Annotated in this window: 18 protein-coding genes; 11 read left to right on the forward strand and 7 right to left on the reverse strand. The window is 71.2% G+C overall.

Annotated features, from left to right (window positions below):
• Window positions 1-88 precede the first annotated feature (88 nt).
• The 3 genes from FHS34_RS22880 (at window position 89) to FHS34_RS22890 (ending at window position 3,479) form a co-directional block, all read left to right on the forward strand.
• Window positions 89-2,041: a S1C family serine protease gene (locus FHS34_RS22880; RefSeq protein WP_184968368.1), complete on the forward strand. Its 1,953-nt coding sequence runs from the start codon at window positions 89-91 to the stop codon at window positions 2,039-2,041.
• An 84-nt stretch (window positions 2,042-2,125) separates the two neighbouring features.
• Window positions 2,126-2,572, forward strand: a complete 447-nt coding sequence (locus tag FHS34_RS22885; RefSeq protein WP_184968370.1) for a sec-independent translocase — start codon at window positions 2,126-2,128, stop codon at window positions 2,570-2,572.
• Between the two features lie 241 nt (window positions 2,573-2,813).
• A complete protein-coding gene (locus FHS34_RS22890) occupies window positions 2,814-3,479 on the forward strand; it encodes a hypothetical protein (RefSeq protein ID WP_184968372.1) in 666 nt (221 codons plus the stop codon).
• Between the two features lie 57 nt (window positions 3,480-3,536).
• Here FHS34_RS22890 and FHS34_RS22895 read toward each other — a convergent pair whose 3' ends face one another.
• Window positions 3,537-4,274 (reverse strand): GbsR/MarR family transcriptional regulator, encoded by a 738-nt coding sequence (locus FHS34_RS22895; RefSeq protein WP_184968374.1) that lies wholly within the window; start codon window positions 4,272-4,274, stop codon window positions 3,537-3,539.
• Window positions 4,275-4,519: 245 nt separating this feature from the next.
• On the opposite strand from FHS34_RS22895, the gene FHS34_RS22900 reads away from it, so the two are divergent.
• From FHS34_RS22900 to FHS34_RS22910, 3 genes are read left to right on the forward strand one after another with little or no spacing between them, the layout of a single operon-like run.
• Complete coding sequence (locus FHS34_RS22900) at window positions 4,520-5,191, forward strand: DUF4097 family beta strand repeat-containing protein (RefSeq protein WP_184968376.1); 672 nt, start codon at window positions 4,520-4,522, stop codon at window positions 5,189-5,191.
• A 55-nt stretch (window positions 5,192-5,246) separates the two neighbouring features.
• A complete protein-coding gene (locus tag FHS34_RS22905; protein WP_184968378.1) occupies window positions 5,247-6,218 on the forward strand; it encodes an ABC transporter ATP-binding protein in 972 nt (323 codons plus the stop codon).
• Window positions 6,215-7,009 carry an ABC transporter permease gene (locus tag FHS34_RS22910; protein WP_184968380.1) on the forward strand — a complete coding sequence of 265 codons (795 nt, stop codon included), beginning with the start codon at window positions 6,215-6,217 and terminating at the stop codon, window positions 7,007-7,009. The genes FHS34_RS22905 and FHS34_RS22910 overlap by 4 nt, the downstream gene beginning before the upstream one ends.
• Before the next feature lie 87 nt (window positions 7,010-7,096).
• On the opposite strand, the gene FHS34_RS22915 is transcribed toward FHS34_RS22910, so the two are convergent.
• The 3 genes from FHS34_RS22915 to FHS34_RS22925 are packed head-to-tail and all read right to left on the reverse strand — an operon-like array spanning window position 7,097 to window position 10,167.
• The gene (locus tag FHS34_RS22915) at window positions 7,097-8,230 is read right to left on the reverse strand and encodes an Mrp/NBP35 family ATP-binding protein (protein WP_184968382.1); all 1,134 of its coding nucleotides are present in this window, start codon (window positions 8,228-8,230) and stop codon (window positions 7,097-7,099) included.
• A gap of 43 nt (window positions 8,231-8,273) precedes the next feature.
• Complete coding sequence (locus FHS34_RS22920) at window positions 8,274-8,888, reverse strand: DUF1003 domain-containing protein (protein ID WP_184968384.1); 615 nt, start codon at window positions 8,886-8,888, stop codon at window positions 8,274-8,276.
• Window positions 8,878-10,167, reverse strand: coding sequence for a magnesium transporter MgtE N-terminal domain-containing protein (locus tag FHS34_RS22925; RefSeq protein WP_184968386.1), 1,290 nt, complete (start codon window positions 10,165-10,167; stop codon window positions 8,878-8,880). Before FHS34_RS22925 ends, FHS34_RS22920 begins: the two co-directional genes overlap by 11 nt.
• Before the next feature lie 207 nt (window positions 10,168-10,374).
• Here FHS34_RS22925 and FHS34_RS22930 point away from each other — a divergent pair, with 207 nt between their 5' ends.
• A complete protein-coding gene (locus FHS34_RS22930; protein ID WP_184968388.1) occupies window positions 10,375-11,118 on the forward strand; it encodes a hypothetical protein in 744 nt (247 codons plus the stop codon).
• Between the two features lie 279 nt (window positions 11,119-11,397).
• Here FHS34_RS22930 and FHS34_RS22935 read toward each other — a convergent pair whose 3' ends face one another.
• Both FHS34_RS22935 and FHS34_RS22940 read right to left on the reverse strand, forming a co-directional pair.
• The gene (locus tag FHS34_RS22935; RefSeq protein ID WP_184968390.1) at window positions 11,398-11,913 is read right to left on the reverse strand and encodes a hypothetical protein; all 516 of its coding nucleotides are present in this window, start codon (window positions 11,911-11,913) and stop codon (window positions 11,398-11,400) included.
• A 33-nt stretch (window positions 11,914-11,946) separates the two neighbouring features.
• Window positions 11,947-13,071 (reverse strand): magnesium and cobalt transport protein CorA, encoded by a 1,125-nt coding sequence (locus tag FHS34_RS22940; RefSeq protein WP_184968392.1) that lies wholly within the window; start codon window positions 13,069-13,071, stop codon window positions 11,947-11,949.
• Between the two features lie 503 nt (window positions 13,072-13,574).
• Here FHS34_RS22940 and FHS34_RS22945 point away from each other — a divergent pair.
• A complete protein-coding gene (locus FHS34_RS22945; protein ID WP_184968394.1) occupies window positions 13,575-14,159 on the forward strand; it encodes a suppressor of fused domain protein in 585 nt (194 codons plus the stop codon).
• Window positions 14,160-14,200: 41 nt separating this feature from the next.
• On the opposite strand, the gene FHS34_RS22950 is transcribed toward FHS34_RS22945, so the two are convergent.
• Window positions 14,201-15,460, reverse strand: a complete 1,260-nt coding sequence (locus FHS34_RS22950; RefSeq protein ID WP_184968396.1) for an MFS transporter — start codon at window positions 15,458-15,460, stop codon at window positions 14,201-14,203.
• Window positions 15,461-15,630: 170 nt separating this feature from the next.
• Between FHS34_RS22950 and FHS34_RS22955 the strand changes: the two genes are divergently transcribed.
• From FHS34_RS22955 to FHS34_RS22965, 3 genes are all read left to right on the forward strand, one after another.
• Window positions 15,631-16,272: a DUF6758 family protein gene (locus tag FHS34_RS22955; RefSeq protein WP_184968398.1), complete on the forward strand. Its 642-nt coding sequence runs from the start codon at window positions 15,631-15,633 to the stop codon at window positions 16,270-16,272.
• Window positions 16,273-16,446: 174 nt separating this feature from the next.
• A complete protein-coding gene (locus FHS34_RS22960) occupies window positions 16,447-17,304 on the forward strand; it encodes a PHP domain-containing protein (protein WP_184968400.1) in 858 nt (285 codons plus the stop codon).
• 85 nt (window positions 17,305-17,389) lie between these two features.
• A complete protein-coding gene (locus tag FHS34_RS22965; protein ID WP_184968402.1) occupies window positions 17,390-17,995 on the forward strand; it encodes a MarC family protein in 606 nt (201 codons plus the stop codon).
• Window positions 17,996-18,006 lie beyond the last annotated feature (11 nt).

The following is an 18,006-nucleotide window of genomic DNA, read 5'->3' on the forward strand; positions in this document are numbered from 1 at the left end:
CCTGTGAGGCCGTGCCCGCGGCGATGACCCGGGGCGGCGACGTCCCGTGGCCGCGGCAGCACGGTCGCGGCTCAGCCGTGGGGAGAGCATGAACGAGGGGAACCGTGTCCCGCCGGTGGAGCAACCGGAGGAACCGGAGGGAGCGGCGCGGCTGACACCGGCCGCCCGGCCCGACGACGCCGCCCGGAGTGCCGACGGGATCGGTGGCGGCGACCGGATCGAGAGTGCCGACCGGTCCGGTGGCGGCGACCGGACCGAGAGCGGCCGGGTCGTCGTACCGGAAGCCACAGGGGCCGACGGGGACTTCGAACTGGCCAAGCCGGCACCGGTTCCGCCGACCGCGACCGACGGCCAGGCCGCCGCACCGGCCGGGGAGACTGCCGTACCGAGTGGGGAGACCGGCGTACCGGCCGTGGAGGCCGCGGCGGTGCCCGTCGAGGAGCGGACCGAGTCCGCCGGGGAGACCGCCGTGGTGGCGTCCGGCGAGCGGCCCAAGCCGTTGCACGACCCCGATCCCTACAGCACCCCGCCGTACGGGGAACCCGGTCCCTGGGCGCCGGCGCCGCCGGTGCAGCACCCGGCCGTCACCCCGACGCACGGGACGGCCGTACCCGCGCCGGCGGCCCACGCACCGGCCCCGGCGCCCCACGTACCGGCACCCGCACCGGCGCCCACGGCTCCCGTACCGGCCCCCACGGCTCAGGTACCGGACCCGGTAACCCCCGTACCGGCAGCCGCCCCCGCCCCCGTCGCGTCTCCCGCGCCCGCGCCGGTCTCCGCGCCGCTGTCCGGTGACGCCGATGCGCAGGGGGCCGATCCCTGGGGGCGTTACGACCCCTGGGCCGCCGGCTCCGCCCAGGAGCGGACGCTCGCCCCGGGACCGCTGCAGCAGACCGGCGCGGCGGTGCTGACGCACGAGCAGCGCAACCGGCGGGGGAAGCGCCTCCTCCTCGTGTGGACCCTGGTCGTCGCCCTCGTCGCCGCGGGCATCGGCGGAGCCGTCGGCGCCTACGTCGAACGCGAGGGCCTCGGCGACGACGTCCGGCTGCCGCAGGCCGGGAGCGTGCCGGTCGGCCGGGCACCGGACAGCGTGGCCGGGATCGCCGCCCGCGCCCTGCCCAGCGTGGTCACGCTGCACGTCAGGGGGACCGACGCGGCGGGCACCGGCACCGGCTTCGTGCTCGACGAGCGGGGTCACATCCTCACCAACAACCATGTGGTGGAGCCGGCCGGGTCGGGCGGCGAGATATCCGTGACGTTCAGCAGCGGCGAAACCGTCGGGGCGAAGGTCGTCGGCCGGGACAGCGGCTACGACCTGGCCGTCGTCCAGGTGCACGGCGTGCGCGGACTCACCCCGCTGCCCCTCGGCAACTCCGACGACGTCAGGGTCGGCGACCCGGTGGTCGCCATCGGTGCCCCCTTCGACCTCGCCAACACGGTCACCTCCGGCATCATCAGCGCCAAGGAGCGGCCGATCACGGCCGGCGGGGAGAAGAGCGACGGCAGCGATGTGTCGTACGTCGACGCCCTGCAGACCGACGCCCCCATCAACCCGGGGAACTCCGGCGGTCCGCTGCTCGACTCCCGGGCCGAGGTCATCGGCATCAACTCCGCCATCCGCTCCGCGGGCAGCGGCTCCGGTTCCGCGGGCGGCGGCCAGGCCGGCTCCATAGGTCTCGGCTTCGCCATACCGGTCAACCAGGCCAAGCGCGTCGCCGAGGAACTGATCAACGAAGGCCGGGCCACGCACCCCGTGATCGGCGTCACCCTCGACATGGGCTACACCGGTGACGGCGCCCGCATCGACGACAAGAGCGCGAACGGCGGCCCCGCCGTCACCCGGGGCGGCCCCGGTGAGCGGGCCGGTCTGCGGGCGGGTGACGTCGTCCGCGGGGTCGGCGGTGAGCGCGTCCACACCGGTGAGGAGCTGATCGTCAAGATCCGCGCCCACCGGCCGGGCGACCGGCTGCGGCTGCGGGTCCAACGCGACGGGACCGAGCGGGAGGTCTCACTCGTGCTGGGCGCGTCGGAGCAGAACTGACAGAAGTCTCACCTCGGGACGGTACCGGTCGGACGGTGACGCCGGGTACCGTTGAGCGACCGAGGACATCGCAAGGAGCGTCAGGTGTTCAATGACATAGGACCACTGGAGCTGGTCACGATCGTCGTGCTCGCCGTGCTCGTCTTCGGTCCGGACAAGCTCCCGAAGGTGATCCAGGACGTGACGCGCACGATCCGGAAGATCCGCGAGTTCTCGGAGAGCGCCAAGCACGACATCCGTACCGAACTGGGTCCGGAGTTCAAGGACTTCGAGTTCGAGGATCTCAACCCCAAGAAGTTCATCCGCAAGCAGCTGGACAACGATGACCTGGGGCTGAAGGAGATCCGCAACGGGTTTGACCTGAAGAAGGAGATGGCCGAGGTCACGGACGCGGTGAACAGCCGCGAGAGCGAGGCCTCGTCGTCGTCCTCCGCGTCGTCCTCCCCGTCCTCCTCCGGTGGGCGCATCGACATGACCAAGAAGCCCGAGGCGCCCGACGACCGGCCGCCCTTCGACGCGGACGCCACGTAGCCGCCGCTCCTCCGCACCGACACGCGCACGCGGGCGCACGCCGCGCACGTGACGCGTTTCATAGCGCACACCCGTCGCGCACGGCCTGAACAGGCCGTGCGCGCGACCCACGCATCCAGCGCCTGCCCTGCCGGTCTCAGCGGTGTGGATATGCTGCCGAGTTGTTGCGCGGACCGGACGCGTACGCCCGAAGGGGGGCGGGTCAGCCCGGTCCGACGAGAGCGAGGAGGCGTCCGGGCAGATGGAGACGACGAGTCGGGTGGGCGCGCAGGCGCCGGCCGCGGAGGGCGGACAGCAGGTCCCCTCCGCCCGGCGCACCATCGACGGTTACCTGCGGGCGCCCTTCCCCTGGTACGGCCTCGACGAGGCATTCACGGGGCCGCGCTGGCTGATGCAGGTCGGCATGACGGCCGACGGCGCGGTGGAGCACGGTTCGATCGGGCACGGCGACGAGCCCTCGGTGCGCACCGAGACCGGGACCGCCGGTGAGCCGCGGGAGAAGTTCGCCGTCGTGGTGACGGTCGCCGCGCAGCCGTCCCGGCGCAGCGCCGACGGCACGGGGCTGCTGGAGGCGACCTCGGTGTCCTCCGCGGCGTGGCTGGCCGGGGTGGGGCTGCTGTCGTTCACCTGGCCCGGGCAGATGGACCACAGTCTGCGGGACGACTGGCTGGAGCAGCAGACGGAGACGGCGTGGGCCCTGGCCGACGATCTCGACGGTCCGGAGTGGTCCAGGCTCTCGCTGCCGGTGGACGGGGTCGCGGCCTCGTTCCACTACCGGGAGTCGGAGTACGGGTGGGTGCTGGCCGGCACCACCGAGGCCGGGGTTCACCTGGGCGCCTACGGGCGGGGTATGAGCGCGTACGGGCTCGGCTTCGCCGTGGTCAAGGACATCGCCGCCTACGCGTAGACGGCGTCCCGGTCCGGGACCGTCAGGACGGCTGCGGGGCAGCGATCTGAGCGAGGCTCAGGTGGTGCTGTCCGCAGCCGTCTCGGGTTTTGTGTACAGGACGTCGCGGGCCTGCTCCGCGGCGCGGGCGATGCTCTCGCCGACGAAGTCGAGGAAGCGGGCGATGTTCTCGAGGCGGACCGCGGCCGGGGTGTCGGGGCCGAGGACGCCTACGCCCTGCCGCGCGGTCTCGGCGAGCCGGAAGTTGGACTGGGCGGCGGCGGCCATCGACTGGAACCAGATGTCGTCGTTGACGGCGTAGCGCTCGCGGCGGCGTTCGTCGCGTTCCCGGCTGATGAGCCCCTGGTTCTCCAGGAACGTGATCGCCTTGGACACGGACGCCGGGCTGACCTGGAGGCGCTGGGCGAGTTCGGAAGCGGTGAGGCTGCCCGCGTCCGTGATGAAGAGGCAGGTGAGCACCCGGGACATCATCTTGGGCAGGCCCTGCTGCATGAGGAGCGCGGTGAACGCCTCCTCGTACTCGCGTACGGCCTCGGGGTCGCGTCCGTCGTCGGCACGCGGGGGTGCCTCCGCCCTCCGGGGCGCGGTCTGCCTGCGCCGGTGGGCGCGGCGTTCCGTGGCGTGGTGAGCGAGTTCGGCACGGTAGGCGGTGGGGCCGCCGTTACGCATGACCTCGCGCGTGACGGTCGAGGTCGGGCGGTCGAGGCGTCTGGCGATCTCCGCGTAGGCGAGGCCGTCGGCCAGTCCCAGCGCGATCTGCTGGCGTTCCTGCTGGGTGAGTCTGCCTCCCGGCATCGCTTGTCTCCTTCGCTCTCCTCGGGTGCCTCCACTATAGCGTTCACTTCCAATCCATTGCAACGAACTCCGTGCGACCTGTTGCGTTGAAATCAGAGCCATTGCAATGATTTTGCGGCTGTGACCTGCATTGATCACTGTTCAGCGCAACGAAGATGTTGCCGCATCGGCGAACGCAACGTAGCGTTTCTCATGTCAGAAACGACGGGCGGACGGAACGCCCGAGGTGGAAGAAGGAGCGCACGATGCAGAAGTTCGACAGCCCCGCCCCGGTGAGCGCCGTCCTCGACATCCCGGCGGGACGTATCCAGTTCATCGCCGCCGACCGGGCCGACACCACGGTCGAGATCCGCCCCGCGAACCCCGCCAAGGCACGTGACGTGAAGGCGGCGGAGCAGATCGAAGTCGCCTACGGCGACGGAGTGCTGCGGGTCGCGGCCCCGGCGGCGAAGAACCGGATCCTCGGCAACTCGGGATCCGTCGAGGTGACCATCCAGCTGCCCGCCGGCTCCCGCGTCGAGGCGAAGGCGGGCGCGGCGGAGTTCCGCGGCGTGGGACGGCTCGGTGACGTCGTCTTCGACGGCGGCTACCGCTCGGTCAAGCTCGACGAGGCCGCGAGCGCCCGCCTCACCGCCCACGACGGCGATGTCTCGGTCGGCCGTCTGGGCGGCGCCGCCGAGATCAGCACCCAGCGGGGCGACATCCGGATCACCGAGGCCGTGCGCGGCACGGTCGCCCTCCGCACCGCGCAGGGCGAGATCTCGGTCGGGGCCGCCCGCGGAGTCTCCGCTTCCCTGGACGCCGGCACCAGCCACGGCAGGGTCCGCAACGCGCTCCGCAACACCGACGGTGCCGACGCCGGCCTGAACATCCGCGCGACCACCGCCTACGGCGACATCACCGCCCGCAGCCTGTGATCCGCGGTCGGCGGCACGAAGCAGTCGGCAGAACGAAACCAAGGGGGCACCTCTCATGACCGGTCCGGCCATCGCGGCGCACGGGCTGCGCAAGTCCTACGGCGACAAGACCGTCCTGGACGGCGTCGATCTGACCGTCGCGGAGGGAACGGTCTTCTCCCTGCTCGGCCCGAACGGCGCCGGCAAGACCACCGCCGTGAAGATCCTGTCCACCCTCATCTCTCCCGACCCCGCCTCCGGCCGGATCAGCGTCGGCGGCCACGATCTGGCCGCCGACCCCCAGGCGGTACGCGCCGCGATCGGGGTCACCGGGCAGTTCTCCGCCGTCGACGGCCTCATCACCGGCGCGGAGAACATGCTCCTGATGGCGGACCTGCACCACCTCCCCCGCCGCGAAGGCCGGCGGGTCACCGCCGAACTGCTGGAACGCTTCGACCTGACCGAGGCCGCGGCGAAGCCCGCCTCCACCTACTCCGGCGGGATGCGACGCCGCCTGGACATCGCCATGACCCTGGTCGGCAGCCCACGGATCATCTTCCTCGACGAGCCGACCACCGGCCTCGACCCCCGCTCCCGCCACAACATGTGGCAGATCATCCGCGAACTCGTCACCGACGGCGTCACCGTCTTCCTCACCACCCAGTACCTCGACGAGGCCGACGAACTCGCCGACCGCATCGCCGTACTCCACAACGGCACGATCGCCGCCGAAGGCACCGCCGCGGAACTCAAGCGGCTCGTCCCCGGCGGACACGTCCGGCTCCGCTTCACCGACCCCGCCGCCCACCGGGCCGCGGCCTCGGCGCTGCGCGAGGCCACCCGCGACGACGAGGCCCTCACCCTGCAGATCGCCAGCGCCGGCAGCCAGCGCGAACTGCGCCTGCTCCTCGACCGGCTCGACACCGCCGGCATCGAGGCCGACGAGCTGACCGTGCACACCCCCGACCTCGACGACGTCTTCTTCGCCCTCACCGGCCCCACCCGCCCCGCCGGCATCCCCGACCAGCCCCAGGAGACCGCCCGATGAGCTCCCTCTCCCTCGCCGTACGCGACTGCTCCACGATGCTGCGCCGCAACCTCCTGCACGCCCGCCGCTACCCCTCCCTCACCCTGAACCTGCTGCTCACCCCGATCATGCTGCTGCTGCTCTTCGTCTACATCTTCGGAGACACGATGAGCGCGGGCATCGGCGGCGGCGACCGCTCCGACTACGTCGCCTACATCGTCCCGGGCCTGCTGCTGATGACCATCGGCTCCACCACGATCGGCACCGCGGTCTCCGTCTCCAACGACATGACCGAAGGCATCATCGCCCGCTTCCGCACCATGGCCATCCACCGTCCCTCGGTGCTCGTCGGACACGTCATCGGCAGCGTCCTGCAGGCCGTCACCAGCGTGGTCCTCGTCGGCGCCGTCGCCGTGGCCATCGGCTTCCGCTCCACCGGCGCCACCGCCCTGGAATGGCTCGCCGCCCTCGGACTGCTCGTGCTCTTTGCCCTCGCGCTCACCTGGATCGCGGTCGGCATGGGTCTGATCAGCCCCAACGCCGAAGCGGCCGGCAACAACGCCATGCCCCTGATCCTGCTGCCGCTGCTGTCCAGCGCCTTCGTCCCCCTCGACTCCATGCCCGGCTGGTTCCGGCCGATCGCCGAGTACCAGCCGTTCACCCCCGCCATCGAGACGCTGCGCGGCCTGCTGCTCGGCACCCGCATCGGCGACAACGGATGGCTCGCCGTCGCCTGGTGCCTGGGCCTCGCGGTGCTCGGCTACTTCTGGTCGGCCTCGAAGTTCGCCGGCGACCCGAAGCAGCCGTCATGACCACGGGGGGCCACCCCCGCACAGCACAAACGCGGACGCGCCACCCTCAGAGGGCGGCGCGTCCGCGTCACAGGGCCTGGGGCCGTGTCAGAACTTGTTCTTCGGCGTGATGCCCAGGGACAGGCCCGAGAGGCCGCGCTGGCGGCCGCCCAGCTTGCCGGCGATCGCGCGCAGGGCCGAGCCCGCCGGGGAGTCGGGGTCGGTCAGGACGACCGGCTTGCCCTCGTCGCCGCCCTCGCGCAGGCGGACGTCGATCGGGATGCTGCCGAGGACCGGGACCGTCGCACCCGTGGTGCGGGTCAGGCCGTCGGCCACCATCTGGCCGCCGCCCGTGCCGAAGACGTCGACCATCTCACCGCAGTGCGGGCAGGGCAGGCCGGACATGTTCTCGACCACGCCGACGATCTTCTGGTGGGTCTGCACGGCGATGGAGCCGGCCCGCTCGGCGACCTCGGCCGCCGCCTGCTGAGGCGTCGTCACGACCAGGATCTCGGCGTTCGGGACCAGCTGGGCCACGGAGATCGCGATGTCGCCCGTGCCGGGCGGCAGGTCGAGCAGCAGCACGTCCAGGTCGCCCCAGTAGACGTCGGCGAGGAACTGCTGGAGCGCGCGGTGCAGCATCGGGCCGCGCCAGACGACCGGGGCGTTGCCCGGGGTGAACATGCCGATGGAGATGACCTTCACGCCGTTCGCGGACGGCGGCATGATCATGTTCTCGACCTGGGTGGGCCGGCCGTCCGCGCCGAGCATGCGCGGCACGCTGTGGCCGTAGATGTCGGCGTCCACGACACCGACCTTCAGGCCGTCGGCGGCCATCGCCGCCGCCAGGTTCACCGTCACCGAGGACTTGCCGACACCGCCCTTGCCGGACGCGACCGCGTAGACCCGGGTGAGGCTGCCCGGCTTGGCGAAGGGGACCTCGCGCTCGGACTGGCCGCCGCGCAGGGCCGTCGCCAGTTCCTTGCGCTGCTCGTCGCTCATCACGTCCAGGGTGACGTCGACGCGGGTGACGCCCTCGACCCGGGAGACCGCGTCGGTGACGCGCTGCGTGATGGTGTCACGCATCGGGCAGCCGGACACCGTCAGATACACGGTGACCGCGACCGCTCCGTCCGCGCCGATCTCCACCGATTTGACCATCCCCAGTTCGGTGATCGGGCGGTTGATCTCGGGGTCGTTCACCGTCGCCAGTGCCTCGCGCACCGCGTCTTCCGTAGCCATAAGGACGATGGTACGGCGCGTCGAGGGGCGTCCGGGATGCCCCTCAGCGGTCGTCTGTGTCACGTCCCGGTGGGTGTTCTGCCCGTTCCGCCGGGAATACGACGTGACCGGCATGTCCGTCGTGCCGGCGGAGCTCCTCCAGTTCCTTCACCAGGTCCTGCAGTTCCGAGCGGATCCAGTCACGGGTGGCCACCTCGCCCAGGCCCATGCGCAGGGCGGCGATCTCCCGGGTCAGGTACTCGGTGTCGGCGATGGACCGCTCGTTCTGCTTGCGGTCCTGCTCCAGGTTGACCCGGTCGCGGTCGTCCTGCCTGTTCTGCGCGAGCAGGATCAGCGGGGCCGCGTAGGACGCCTGGAGGGACAGCATCAGTGTCAGGAAGATGAACGGGTACTGGTCGAAGCGCAGCGTCACCGGCGCGGCGACGTTCCACAGCACCCACATGATGATGACGACCGTCATCCACACGATGAAGCGTCCGGTGCCCAGGAACCGGGCGATCTTCTCCGACAGCCGGCCGAAGGCCTCCGGGTCCCACTCGGGCAGGATCCGGCGGCGCGGCGGCCGCGGCTGGTCCAGCCGCGGCGTGCGGGGCCGGGGCGCGGCCGTGGCGCCCGCGGGATGGCGCTCGCGGGACGCGCTCTCGCGCTCAGGAGCCATGGGTGGGTGCCTCCTCCCCCTCGTTCAGGTGGAACTCCGTCTCCCGCCAGTCGTCGGGGAGCATGTGGTCCAGCACGTCGTCCACCGTCACCGCGCCGAGCAGCGACCCCGACTCGTCCACCACGGGCGCCGCCACCATGTCGTAGGTGGCGAAGAACCCGGCGATGATCGGCAGGGTGGCGTCCGGGTCCAGCGGCTGCAGATCGTCGTCCAGGACGGAGCTGACCAAGGTGTACGGGGGGTCGCGCAGCAGCCGCTGGAAGTGCACCGTGCCCAGGTACTTGCCGGTCGGGGTCTCGTCGGGCGGGCGGCAGACGTAGACCTGGGCGGCGAGGGCGGGGGAGAGGTCCGGGTTGCGGACCCGGGCGAGCGCGTCGGCGACGGTGGCGTCGGGCCGCAGCACGATCGGCTCCGTCGTCATCAGACCGCCGGCCGTGTGTTCCTCGTACGACATCAGGCGGCGCATGTCGGCCGCGTCGGACGGCTGCATCAGGCTCAGCAGCCGCTCCTTGTCCTCCTCGGGCAGCTCGGAGAGCAGGTCGGCCGCGTCGTCCGGGTCCATCGCCTCCAGCACGTCCGCCGCGCGCTCCTCCTTCAGCTTGCCGAGGATCTCGATCTGGTCGTCCTCGGGCAGCTCCTCCAGCACGTCGGCGAGCCGGTCGTCGTCCAGGGCGGCGGCGACCTCGGCCCGCCGCTTCGACGACAGGTGGTGCAGGACGTTGGCGAGGTCGGCGGGGCGCAGCTGCTCGAAGGTGGCGAGCAGGCTCTCCGCGCCCTGCCCGTGCTCCTCCAGGGAGAAGCCGGTGACGGCCGACCACTCGACGGTCAGCGTCTCCCCCTTCGCCCGCCGGAAGGCGCCGCCCTTTCTGCCCTTGCGCAGGAAGACGCGGTCGACCTCCCAGTCCCGGCGGGCGGGCAGCTGCTGCACGGACACGTCGAGCACGGTGACCTCCTCGCCGGTCTCCACCAGCTTCACGCGCCGGTCCAGCAGCTCGCCGAAGACCAGCCGCTCGGTGGGCCGCTGCTCGAAGCGGCGGACGTTGACCACGCCGGTGGTGATGACCTGGCCGGACTCGATACCGGTCACCCGGGTCATCGGCAGGAAGATACGGCGCCGGGTGGACAGCTCGACGACCAGTCCGAGGATCCGCGGGGGCCGCCGCCCTACGCGCAGCATGACGACCAGATCGCGGACGCGGCCCACCTGGTCGCCGGCCGGATCGAAGACGGGGACCCCGGCGAGGTGGGAGACGAAGATCCGGGGGGCGCCGGCTGCCATGGCTCTGCTTCCTTTGCCTGGGAAACGAGGGGGACTGGTGTGTGCGGAATTTGCTCGGAATTGCCCGCTCGGGTGCGCTTCAGGCTAGCCCGTACCGGTCGGATACGCCCTGGTGGGGGGTCCGGACGGACTGACTCCGCCGGGCGGCCGACGCACCGGTACGCTGCGGTACGCCGCTCAGGAACCGTCAGAAAGGCAGCTCCACCTGTGACTGCGATTCCCCGGGGCCGTGCCCGCCGGACCGTGCTGGTGACCGCGACCTGTGCGGTGGCCGTGACGGGAGCGATGGTGCTGTCGGGGTGCGGCGGCGGCGACGATCCCGACGCCGGGACGAACGGGGTGGGCAGACTGCCCGCCGACAAGATCCAGACCAGGACGCGGGCCGCGGCGGACGGGGCCACGGCGGTACGGCTGTCCGGGACCGTGGTCACCAGTGGCCGTACGTACCAGCTGGACATGCAGCTCAAGGACAACGGCGGGACCGGTTCGGTGACCTCCCAGGGGGCGACCTTCAAGCTGCTGAGGGTGGGGCGGGAGCTGTATCTCAAGGCCGACGCGGACTTCTGGAACCATGCCGACGGCAGCGACGGCGCCACGGGGAAGCTGGACGGCAAGTACGTGAAGGTGCCGCAGGGGGACCCCGCGTACAAGAAGTTCAGCGGCTTCACGGACAAGGACGTCCTCCTCGACGGTCTGCTGACGCTGCACGGGGCGCTGGCGACGGACGGCCACCACGCCGAGTCGGGTACCCCCACGATCCGCATCACCGGCGACGAGGGCACCGGCGGCACGCTGGACGTCTCCCTCCAGGGCCGGCCGTACCCCCTCCGCCTGGTCCGCGCCGGCGACGCGGGCACGCTCCGCTTCGCGGACTGGGACAAGGACTTCACCGTCAAGAAGCCGTCCACATCGGAAACGGTGGACTACGGCAAGCAACTGCCGACGTCGTAGAACCACTGCCTACGTCGCAGAACCCCATCCGACCCGCGACCGGCCCCGCAGGCGGCGGTGGCCCACGGCGGCGGCGTAGGGCGCGACGACGCATTGGCGCGACGACGCGTGGGTGGGGCTAAGCGGGCGCGCAGCGATGCCGACGGGTGCTGGTATCGGGGGCCGTCACCTGAGCATCGGCACCTCCGTACCGGCCCGATGGCGCTTGCCCCCCGGTGCGGCCCGGCGGTGCCGGACTCCGGTCGGCTCCCGTGGTGGGCTTTGTCCGGGGGCCGCCGGTTACTTTTTCTTGCGGCGTTTGAGCAGCAGCTTCGGTAGGGCCGCCGGTACCGGGTGGCGGGTGGTCGCCGGGGTGTGTACGGGGCGTTCGGCCAGGTTGCCGGCCGGTACCGGGGTCACCGCCCCCGTCGGCACCAGGCGGAGCACCCGGCACTCGCGGGCCCAGCGGGCCGGCATCTCCTCGCCGTCGGCGGCGTTCAGCCGCTTGCCCTTCAGCTCGGCCACCACCGCCTCCCACTCCTCGGAGCCGGACACCAGCTCGGACACGGCCACCGGAAACGTCACCAGCCGGCCGCCCTTGTCCTTGCTGCGCACGCTCACCTCGGCGGAGCCGCCGTCGGCCAGCCCCTCCAGCGGCTGCTCCCCCGGCCCGTCGCCGACCACGCACACCGCGCCCTCGTGCCACACGTGCCACAGCGCACGCGCGGCCCGGGCACCCGTGCCCCGGACCCAGACGAGGCCGGACTTCTTCGAGGCCTCCTCGATGAGGGCCCGGTCGAGCAGCTCACTTGTCATGCGCCCCAGCCTATCCAGGCCGTCCGCACCCGCTCACAGCCAGCCGTTGCGCTTCAGCGTGCGGTGGATCCCCAGGCAGATGACGCCGGTGATGGCCATGATCACCGGGTAGCCCAGCCGCCAGTGCGTCTCCGGCATGTAGTCGAAGTTCATCCCGTACACCCCGCACACCATCGTCGGCACGGCCACGATCGCGGCCCAGGACGTGATCTTGCGCATGTCCTCGTTCTGCGCGACGGACGCCTGCGCGAGATTGGCCTGGAGGATGGAGTTGAGGAGTTCGTCGAAGCCCAGCACCTGCTCCTGGACCCGGGCCAGGTGGTCGGCGACGTCCCGGAAGTACTTCTGGATGTCCGGGTCGATCAGCCGCATCGGCCGCTCGCTCAGCAGCTGCATGGGCCGCAGCAGAGGCGCCACCGCGCGCTTGAACTCCAGCACCTCACGCTTGAGCTGGTAGATGCGCGCCGAGTCCACACCGCGCGAGACCCCGCCCTTGCGGCCGGGCGAGAACACCTCGGTCTCCACCTCGTCGATGTCGTCCTGCACCGCGTCGGCGACCGCGATGTACCCGTCCACGACGTGGTCGGCGATGGCGTGCAGCACGGCCGAGGGGCCCTTGGCGAGCAGCTCGGGGTCGTCCTGCAGGCGGTGCCGCAGCGCCCTGAGCGAGCCCTGGCCGCCGTGCCGGACGGTGATGAAGAAGTCCCGGCCGGTGAAGCACATCACCTCGCCGGTCTCGACGACCTCGCTGTTGGCGGTGAGCCGGTCGTGCTCGACGTAGTGGATGGTCTTGAAGACGGTGAAGAGCGAGTCGTCGTACCGCTCCAGCTTGGGCCGCTGGTGCGCCTGTACCGCGTCCTCCACGGCCAGCGGGTGCAGCCCGAACTCCCCGGCGATACCGGCGAATTCCGACTCGGTCGGCTCGTGCAGCCCGATCCAGACGAACCCTCCGTCGCGGCGCACCAGCCGCATCGCCTCCTGCGGGGTCAGCGGCAGCGCGGTCTGCACACGGGCGCCGTCACGGTAGACCGCGCAGTCGACGACGGCCGAGGGCGTCGCGGGGTCGCGCGTGGTGTCGTAGGACGCGCTGGGGTCCTTGCGCAGCGAGACGCGGGACGACGGGCGGACCACGGCACGCAGGTCGCGGATCATCGACATGGGCAGGCTCCTTCGCGGGCGGGCAGCGAAAGCGCGCGGCAACGGGTGGAACTACCCGGAATGGGGACGTCCTGCGGGGTTCCGCCCTTGAGGCAAGGGAAGGATGTTTGGCACGTCCACAAAGCGGGGAGCACCGCACCGTCGCGGTGGCGACTTCGCTACTGATGCAGAACTGATTCAGATCAGACAGATCAGGCAAAGCGAGACGAAGTGCTCTTCCGAACGACGATGCGCAGGGGAAGGCGGCGGCCAGCCGGGAACTACATCAGCAGCCGGAAGAGCGAGTGGTACTGCACGGTCGACTTCGATCCATGACAGCCCCACCTCCTCCGGCCGGTCCCTCGTAAGGGAGTTCCATCGGTGCCGGGACTCGACCGACTCCCCGGTGCCCGAAGGGCTTGGGGGGCCGGGCACGCTGCCCCGAACCACCGGCTCAGAGTACCAGCCGCCCGTACTGTCAAGGCGACGCTTTGCCCGCTGCTGACGAGTTCTATGCTCAGCGCATGGCAGATGTTCTTCCTCTGGTCGAGGCCCGGTTGAGCACCGCGCTGGGCGAACCGGACGCCCGCGCCGCGGTCACCTTCCTCGGCACGGACCGCATCGAGGTGCTCCGTTTCCAGGAGGGGGACGTCGTCCGGTACGCCACCCTCGGTATGTCCCAGAACCCCATGGCGGACCCCACGGCGGTCCTCGCCGACCCCGTCAAGGGCCCCCGCGCCGAACTGGTCCTGTCCGTCCGCGCGGGCCTCGCCGACACCGACAAGGTGCTCCGTCCGCTGGCCGTCCTGGCCGCGACCCCGCAGGTGGAGGGCCTCGTGGTGACCCCGGGTGCCTCCCTGGACGTGGGCGAGCCGCTGTGGCCCGGCGCCCCTTTCACCTCGGTCCTGGTCGGCGAGCCCGGCGGTCTCGTCGAGGACCTGGAGCTCGACGATCCGATGGACCCCGTACGGTTCCTGCCGCTGCTGCCGATGACCCCGAACGAGGCCGCCTGGAAGCGCGTGCACGGTGCCCAGGCCCTCCAGGAGCGCTGGCTCGCGAACGGGACGGACCTGAGGGACCCGGCCCGGGGATCCGTCCCGCTGGACTGACGCCTACGTGACCCATCTCACCAACACAAGGCCGGATCCGGTCAGTTGGCGAAAACCGTGACACCGTCCTCGATGGCGTGCGCCGGCTCCAGCTGCTCAGCCATGGGGGTCCCCCCGCTCGAGCGAAGCCGAGAGTGGGGGAGGGTGAGGGCCCGGCGTCGCACGAGCACCACGAGCGCGCCCAGCACCGCGGTGACGGCCGCCACCACGAACGGGATGTGGATGTCGGTCCACTCCTCGATCTTCGGCGCGAAGAAGGGCGCCGCGGCGGCGGCGAACCAGCGGACGAAGTTGTAGCCCGCGCTCGCCACCGGGCGCGGGGCGTCCGACACCCCGAGGGCGAGTTCGGTGTAGACGGTGTTGTTCACGCCGATGAACGCACCGGACAGGATCGTGCAGACGACGGCCGTGGTGTGGTCGCCGTAGCCGAGCACGAGCACGTCGGCCGCGAGCAGCACCAGCGAGCCGCCGAGCACCTTCAGCGAGCCGAACCGCGCCTGCGTGCGCGGTGCCACGATCACGGAGAAGACGGCGAGCAGCACGCCCCAGGCGAAGAACACCGCGCCCGAGCGGTACGGCGTCATGTCCAGCACGAACGGCGTGAAGGCCAGCACGGTGAAGAACGTGTAGTTGTAGAAGAACGCCGAGACCGCCGCCGAGGCGAGGCCGCCGTGGCCGAGCGCCTTGAGGGGGTCGAGGACCGATGTCTTCCGGGCCGGCCTCGGCTGCTCCTTCAGGAACGCCGTGATGCACAGGAAGCCGATCGCCATCAGCGTGGCCGTGCCGAAGAAGGGGTAGCGCCAGCTGATGTTGCCGAGGACCGCGCCGAGCAGCGGGCCGCAGGCCATGCCGAGGCCGAGCGCGGACTCGTACAGCAGGATCGCCGCCGCGCTGCCCCCGGCCGCCGCGCCGACGATGACCGCGAGGGCGGTGGAGACGAAGAGCGCGTTGCCGAGGCCCCAGCCGGCCCGGAAGCCGACGAGCTGGCCGACGGAGCCGGAGGTGCCGGCCAGGCCCGCGAAGACGACCACGAACGCGAGGCCGAGCAGCAGGGTCTTCCGGCTGCCGATGCGGCTGGAGACGAAGCCGGTCAGCAGCATCGCCACGGCGGTGATCAGGAAGTACGAGGTGAAGAGCAGGGACACCTGGCTCGCGGTGGCGTGCAGCCCCTGGGCGATGGACGGCAGGATCGGGTCGACGAGGCCGATGCCCATGAAGGCGACGACCGAGGCGCCGGCCGTGGCCCAGACCGCCTTGGGCTGTCGCAGGAGGCCGCCGGCTCCCGCGTCGAAGGAGTCCATGTGCTTCTCCCGTCCTCACACAGATGGTTGGGTTATACACATAGTAAGTTAGGGCAGCTAATTAATGTAAGATGCATCTATCTTGGCCGGTCGGGCATATGGTCCGGTCTTCCGTCCGGACGGGTGATCGTCCTTGACGTGGGCGGGCGGGGGTAGGAGCGTGGAGCCCTATGAGGGGCGAACCCAGTTGCCCGAAGTGCGGTGGCCGGGTCAGGGCTCCCGGACTCTTCGCCGATGCGTGGCAGTGCGATGTGCACGGCACGGTGTATCCGCTGCAGCCTGTGATCCCGCCCAGCGTCGAGGCGCTCAACGTCGTCGTGCGCCGCACGCAGGTGCCGGTCTGGATGCCGTGGCCGCTGCCCGTCGGATGGCTTTTCACGGGCGTGGCGTACGCCGGCGATGATCGCAGCGGCGGCCGGGCCACCGCGGTGGCCTGCTCGGGTCCCGGGCCGCTCGGCGGTCCCGGGGAGATGATCCTGATCGCCGAGGAACTGGGCGTCGGGCTCGGCGCGCGCTACGCCGGCATCGACGGCCCGGACCCGGGGTCGTACATGAACGTGGAGAAGCCGCCGCAGGCCAAGGTGCTGGCCGCGGGCCGGCCGACCCCGCTCTGGCACGTCTACCGCACCCCCGACGACCGGGCCGTCTTCGCCGGTGAGGCGCTCGGGATGTGGGTGTGGGCGGTGATGTGGCCCGAGCAGGCCGGCCTGCTCATGTACGACGAACTGGTGCTCACCGATCTGCGGGACGCGGGGGCCGAGATAGACCTCGTGCCCTGCGGGGCGTTGTCACCACGCCTGCTCCGGCCGTAGCACCCTGAGGGGTGCCGGGTCCCGGGGGGCCGCCCGGGCTGGTCGCGCGGTCCTGCCCAGCCCTTTCGGGGCACTGAAGTAAAGGGCGCCGACCGGTTTCGGCTGTGACAGTGGGGGTTGAAATCCCCGCTATCCTTAGGTGTCCCCTTCCCCCCGTCACCGCCTGGAGCTGTCGTGCGCATCGATCTGCACTGCCACTCCACGGCCTCCGACGGTACGGACACCCCGGCCGAGCTGGTGCGCCATGCCGCCGCGGCCGGACTGGACGTCGTCGCGCTGACCGACCACGACACCACCCGCGGGTACGCCGACGCGATCGGCGCGCTGCCCGAGGGGCTGACCCTGGTGACCGGCGCCGAGCTGTCCTGCCGTGTCGACGGCGTCTCGATGCACATGCTGGCCTACCTCTTCGACCCCGAGGAGCCCGCCCTGCTCGCCGAGCGCGAGCTGGTCCGGGACGACCGGGTGCCGCGGGCCAAGGGCATGGTCGCCAAGCTGAACGCGCTGGGCGTACCGGTCTCCTGGGAGCAGGTCGAGCGGATCGCCGGCGGGGGCTCCGTCGGGCGTCCGCACGTCGCGACCGCGCTGGTCGAGCTGGGTGTCGTGCCCACGGTGAGCGACGCGTTCACCGAGCAGTGGCTGGCCGACGGCGGGCGTGCCTACGTGGCGAAGCACGAGACCGACCCCTTCGAGCTGATCCGGCTGGTCAAGGCCGCGGGCGGGGTCTGTGTGTTCGCGCACCCGGCCGCCGCCAAGCGCGGCCGCACCGTGCCGGAGTTCCGCATCGCCGAGATGGCCGAGGCCGGTCTGGACGGCATAGAGGTCGACCACATGGATCACGACCTCGACGCCCGGGCCCGACTGCGGGGCCTGGCCAAGGAGCTGGGGCTGCTGGTCACGGGCTCCTCGGACTACCACGGCAGCCGCAAGACGGTGGCGCTGGGCGCGTACACGACCGACCCCGAGGTGTACGGGGAGATCACCCGGCGGGCGGCCGGGGCGTTCCCGGTGCCGGGCGCCGGCGGAGCCTGAGGCCCTACGGGGCCGTTCCGCGTCGGCTCACGCCGGCTTCACGCCCGTATCACTCTTTTCTCGCAGCAAGGCCTGTAGCACCCCCATGTTCGACATCGCCGTCTTCGGCTCCCTGTTCCTGACCCTTTTCGTCATCATGGATCCCCCGGGGATCACCCCGATCTTCCTCGCCCTGACCGCCGGACGGCCGGCCAAGGTCCAGAAGCGGATGGCCTTCCAGGCCGTCTGCGTGGCGGGCGGGGTCATCGCGGTCTTCGGCGTCCTGGGCCACCAGATCCTCAACTACCTGCACGTCTCCGTCCCCGCGCTGATGATCGCGGGCGGGCTGCTGCTCCTGCTGATCGCGCTGGACCTGCTCACCGGCAAGACCGACGAGCCGAAGCAGACCAAGGACGTCAATGTGGCGCTCGTGCCGCTGGGAATGCCGCTGCTGGCGGGGCCCGGTGCGATCGTGTCCGTGATCCTGGCCGTGCAGAAGGCCGACAGCGTGGCCACGCAGGTCTCGGTGTGGTCCGCGATCCTCGCGATCCATGTCGTGCTGTGGCTGGTGATGCGCTACTCGCTGCTGATCATCCGGGTGATCAAGGACGGCGGTGTCGTCCTGGTGACGCGGCTCGCGGGCATGATGCTCTCCGCGATCGCGGTCCAGCAGATCATCAACGGGATCACTCAGGTGATCCGGGGGAGCTGAGCCCTCGTCGG

It is taken from the genome of Streptomyces echinatus, assembly GCF_014203595.1.
Taxonomy (GTDB): domain Bacteria; phylum Actinomycetota; class Actinomycetes; order Streptomycetales; family Streptomycetaceae; genus Streptomyces; species Streptomyces echinatus.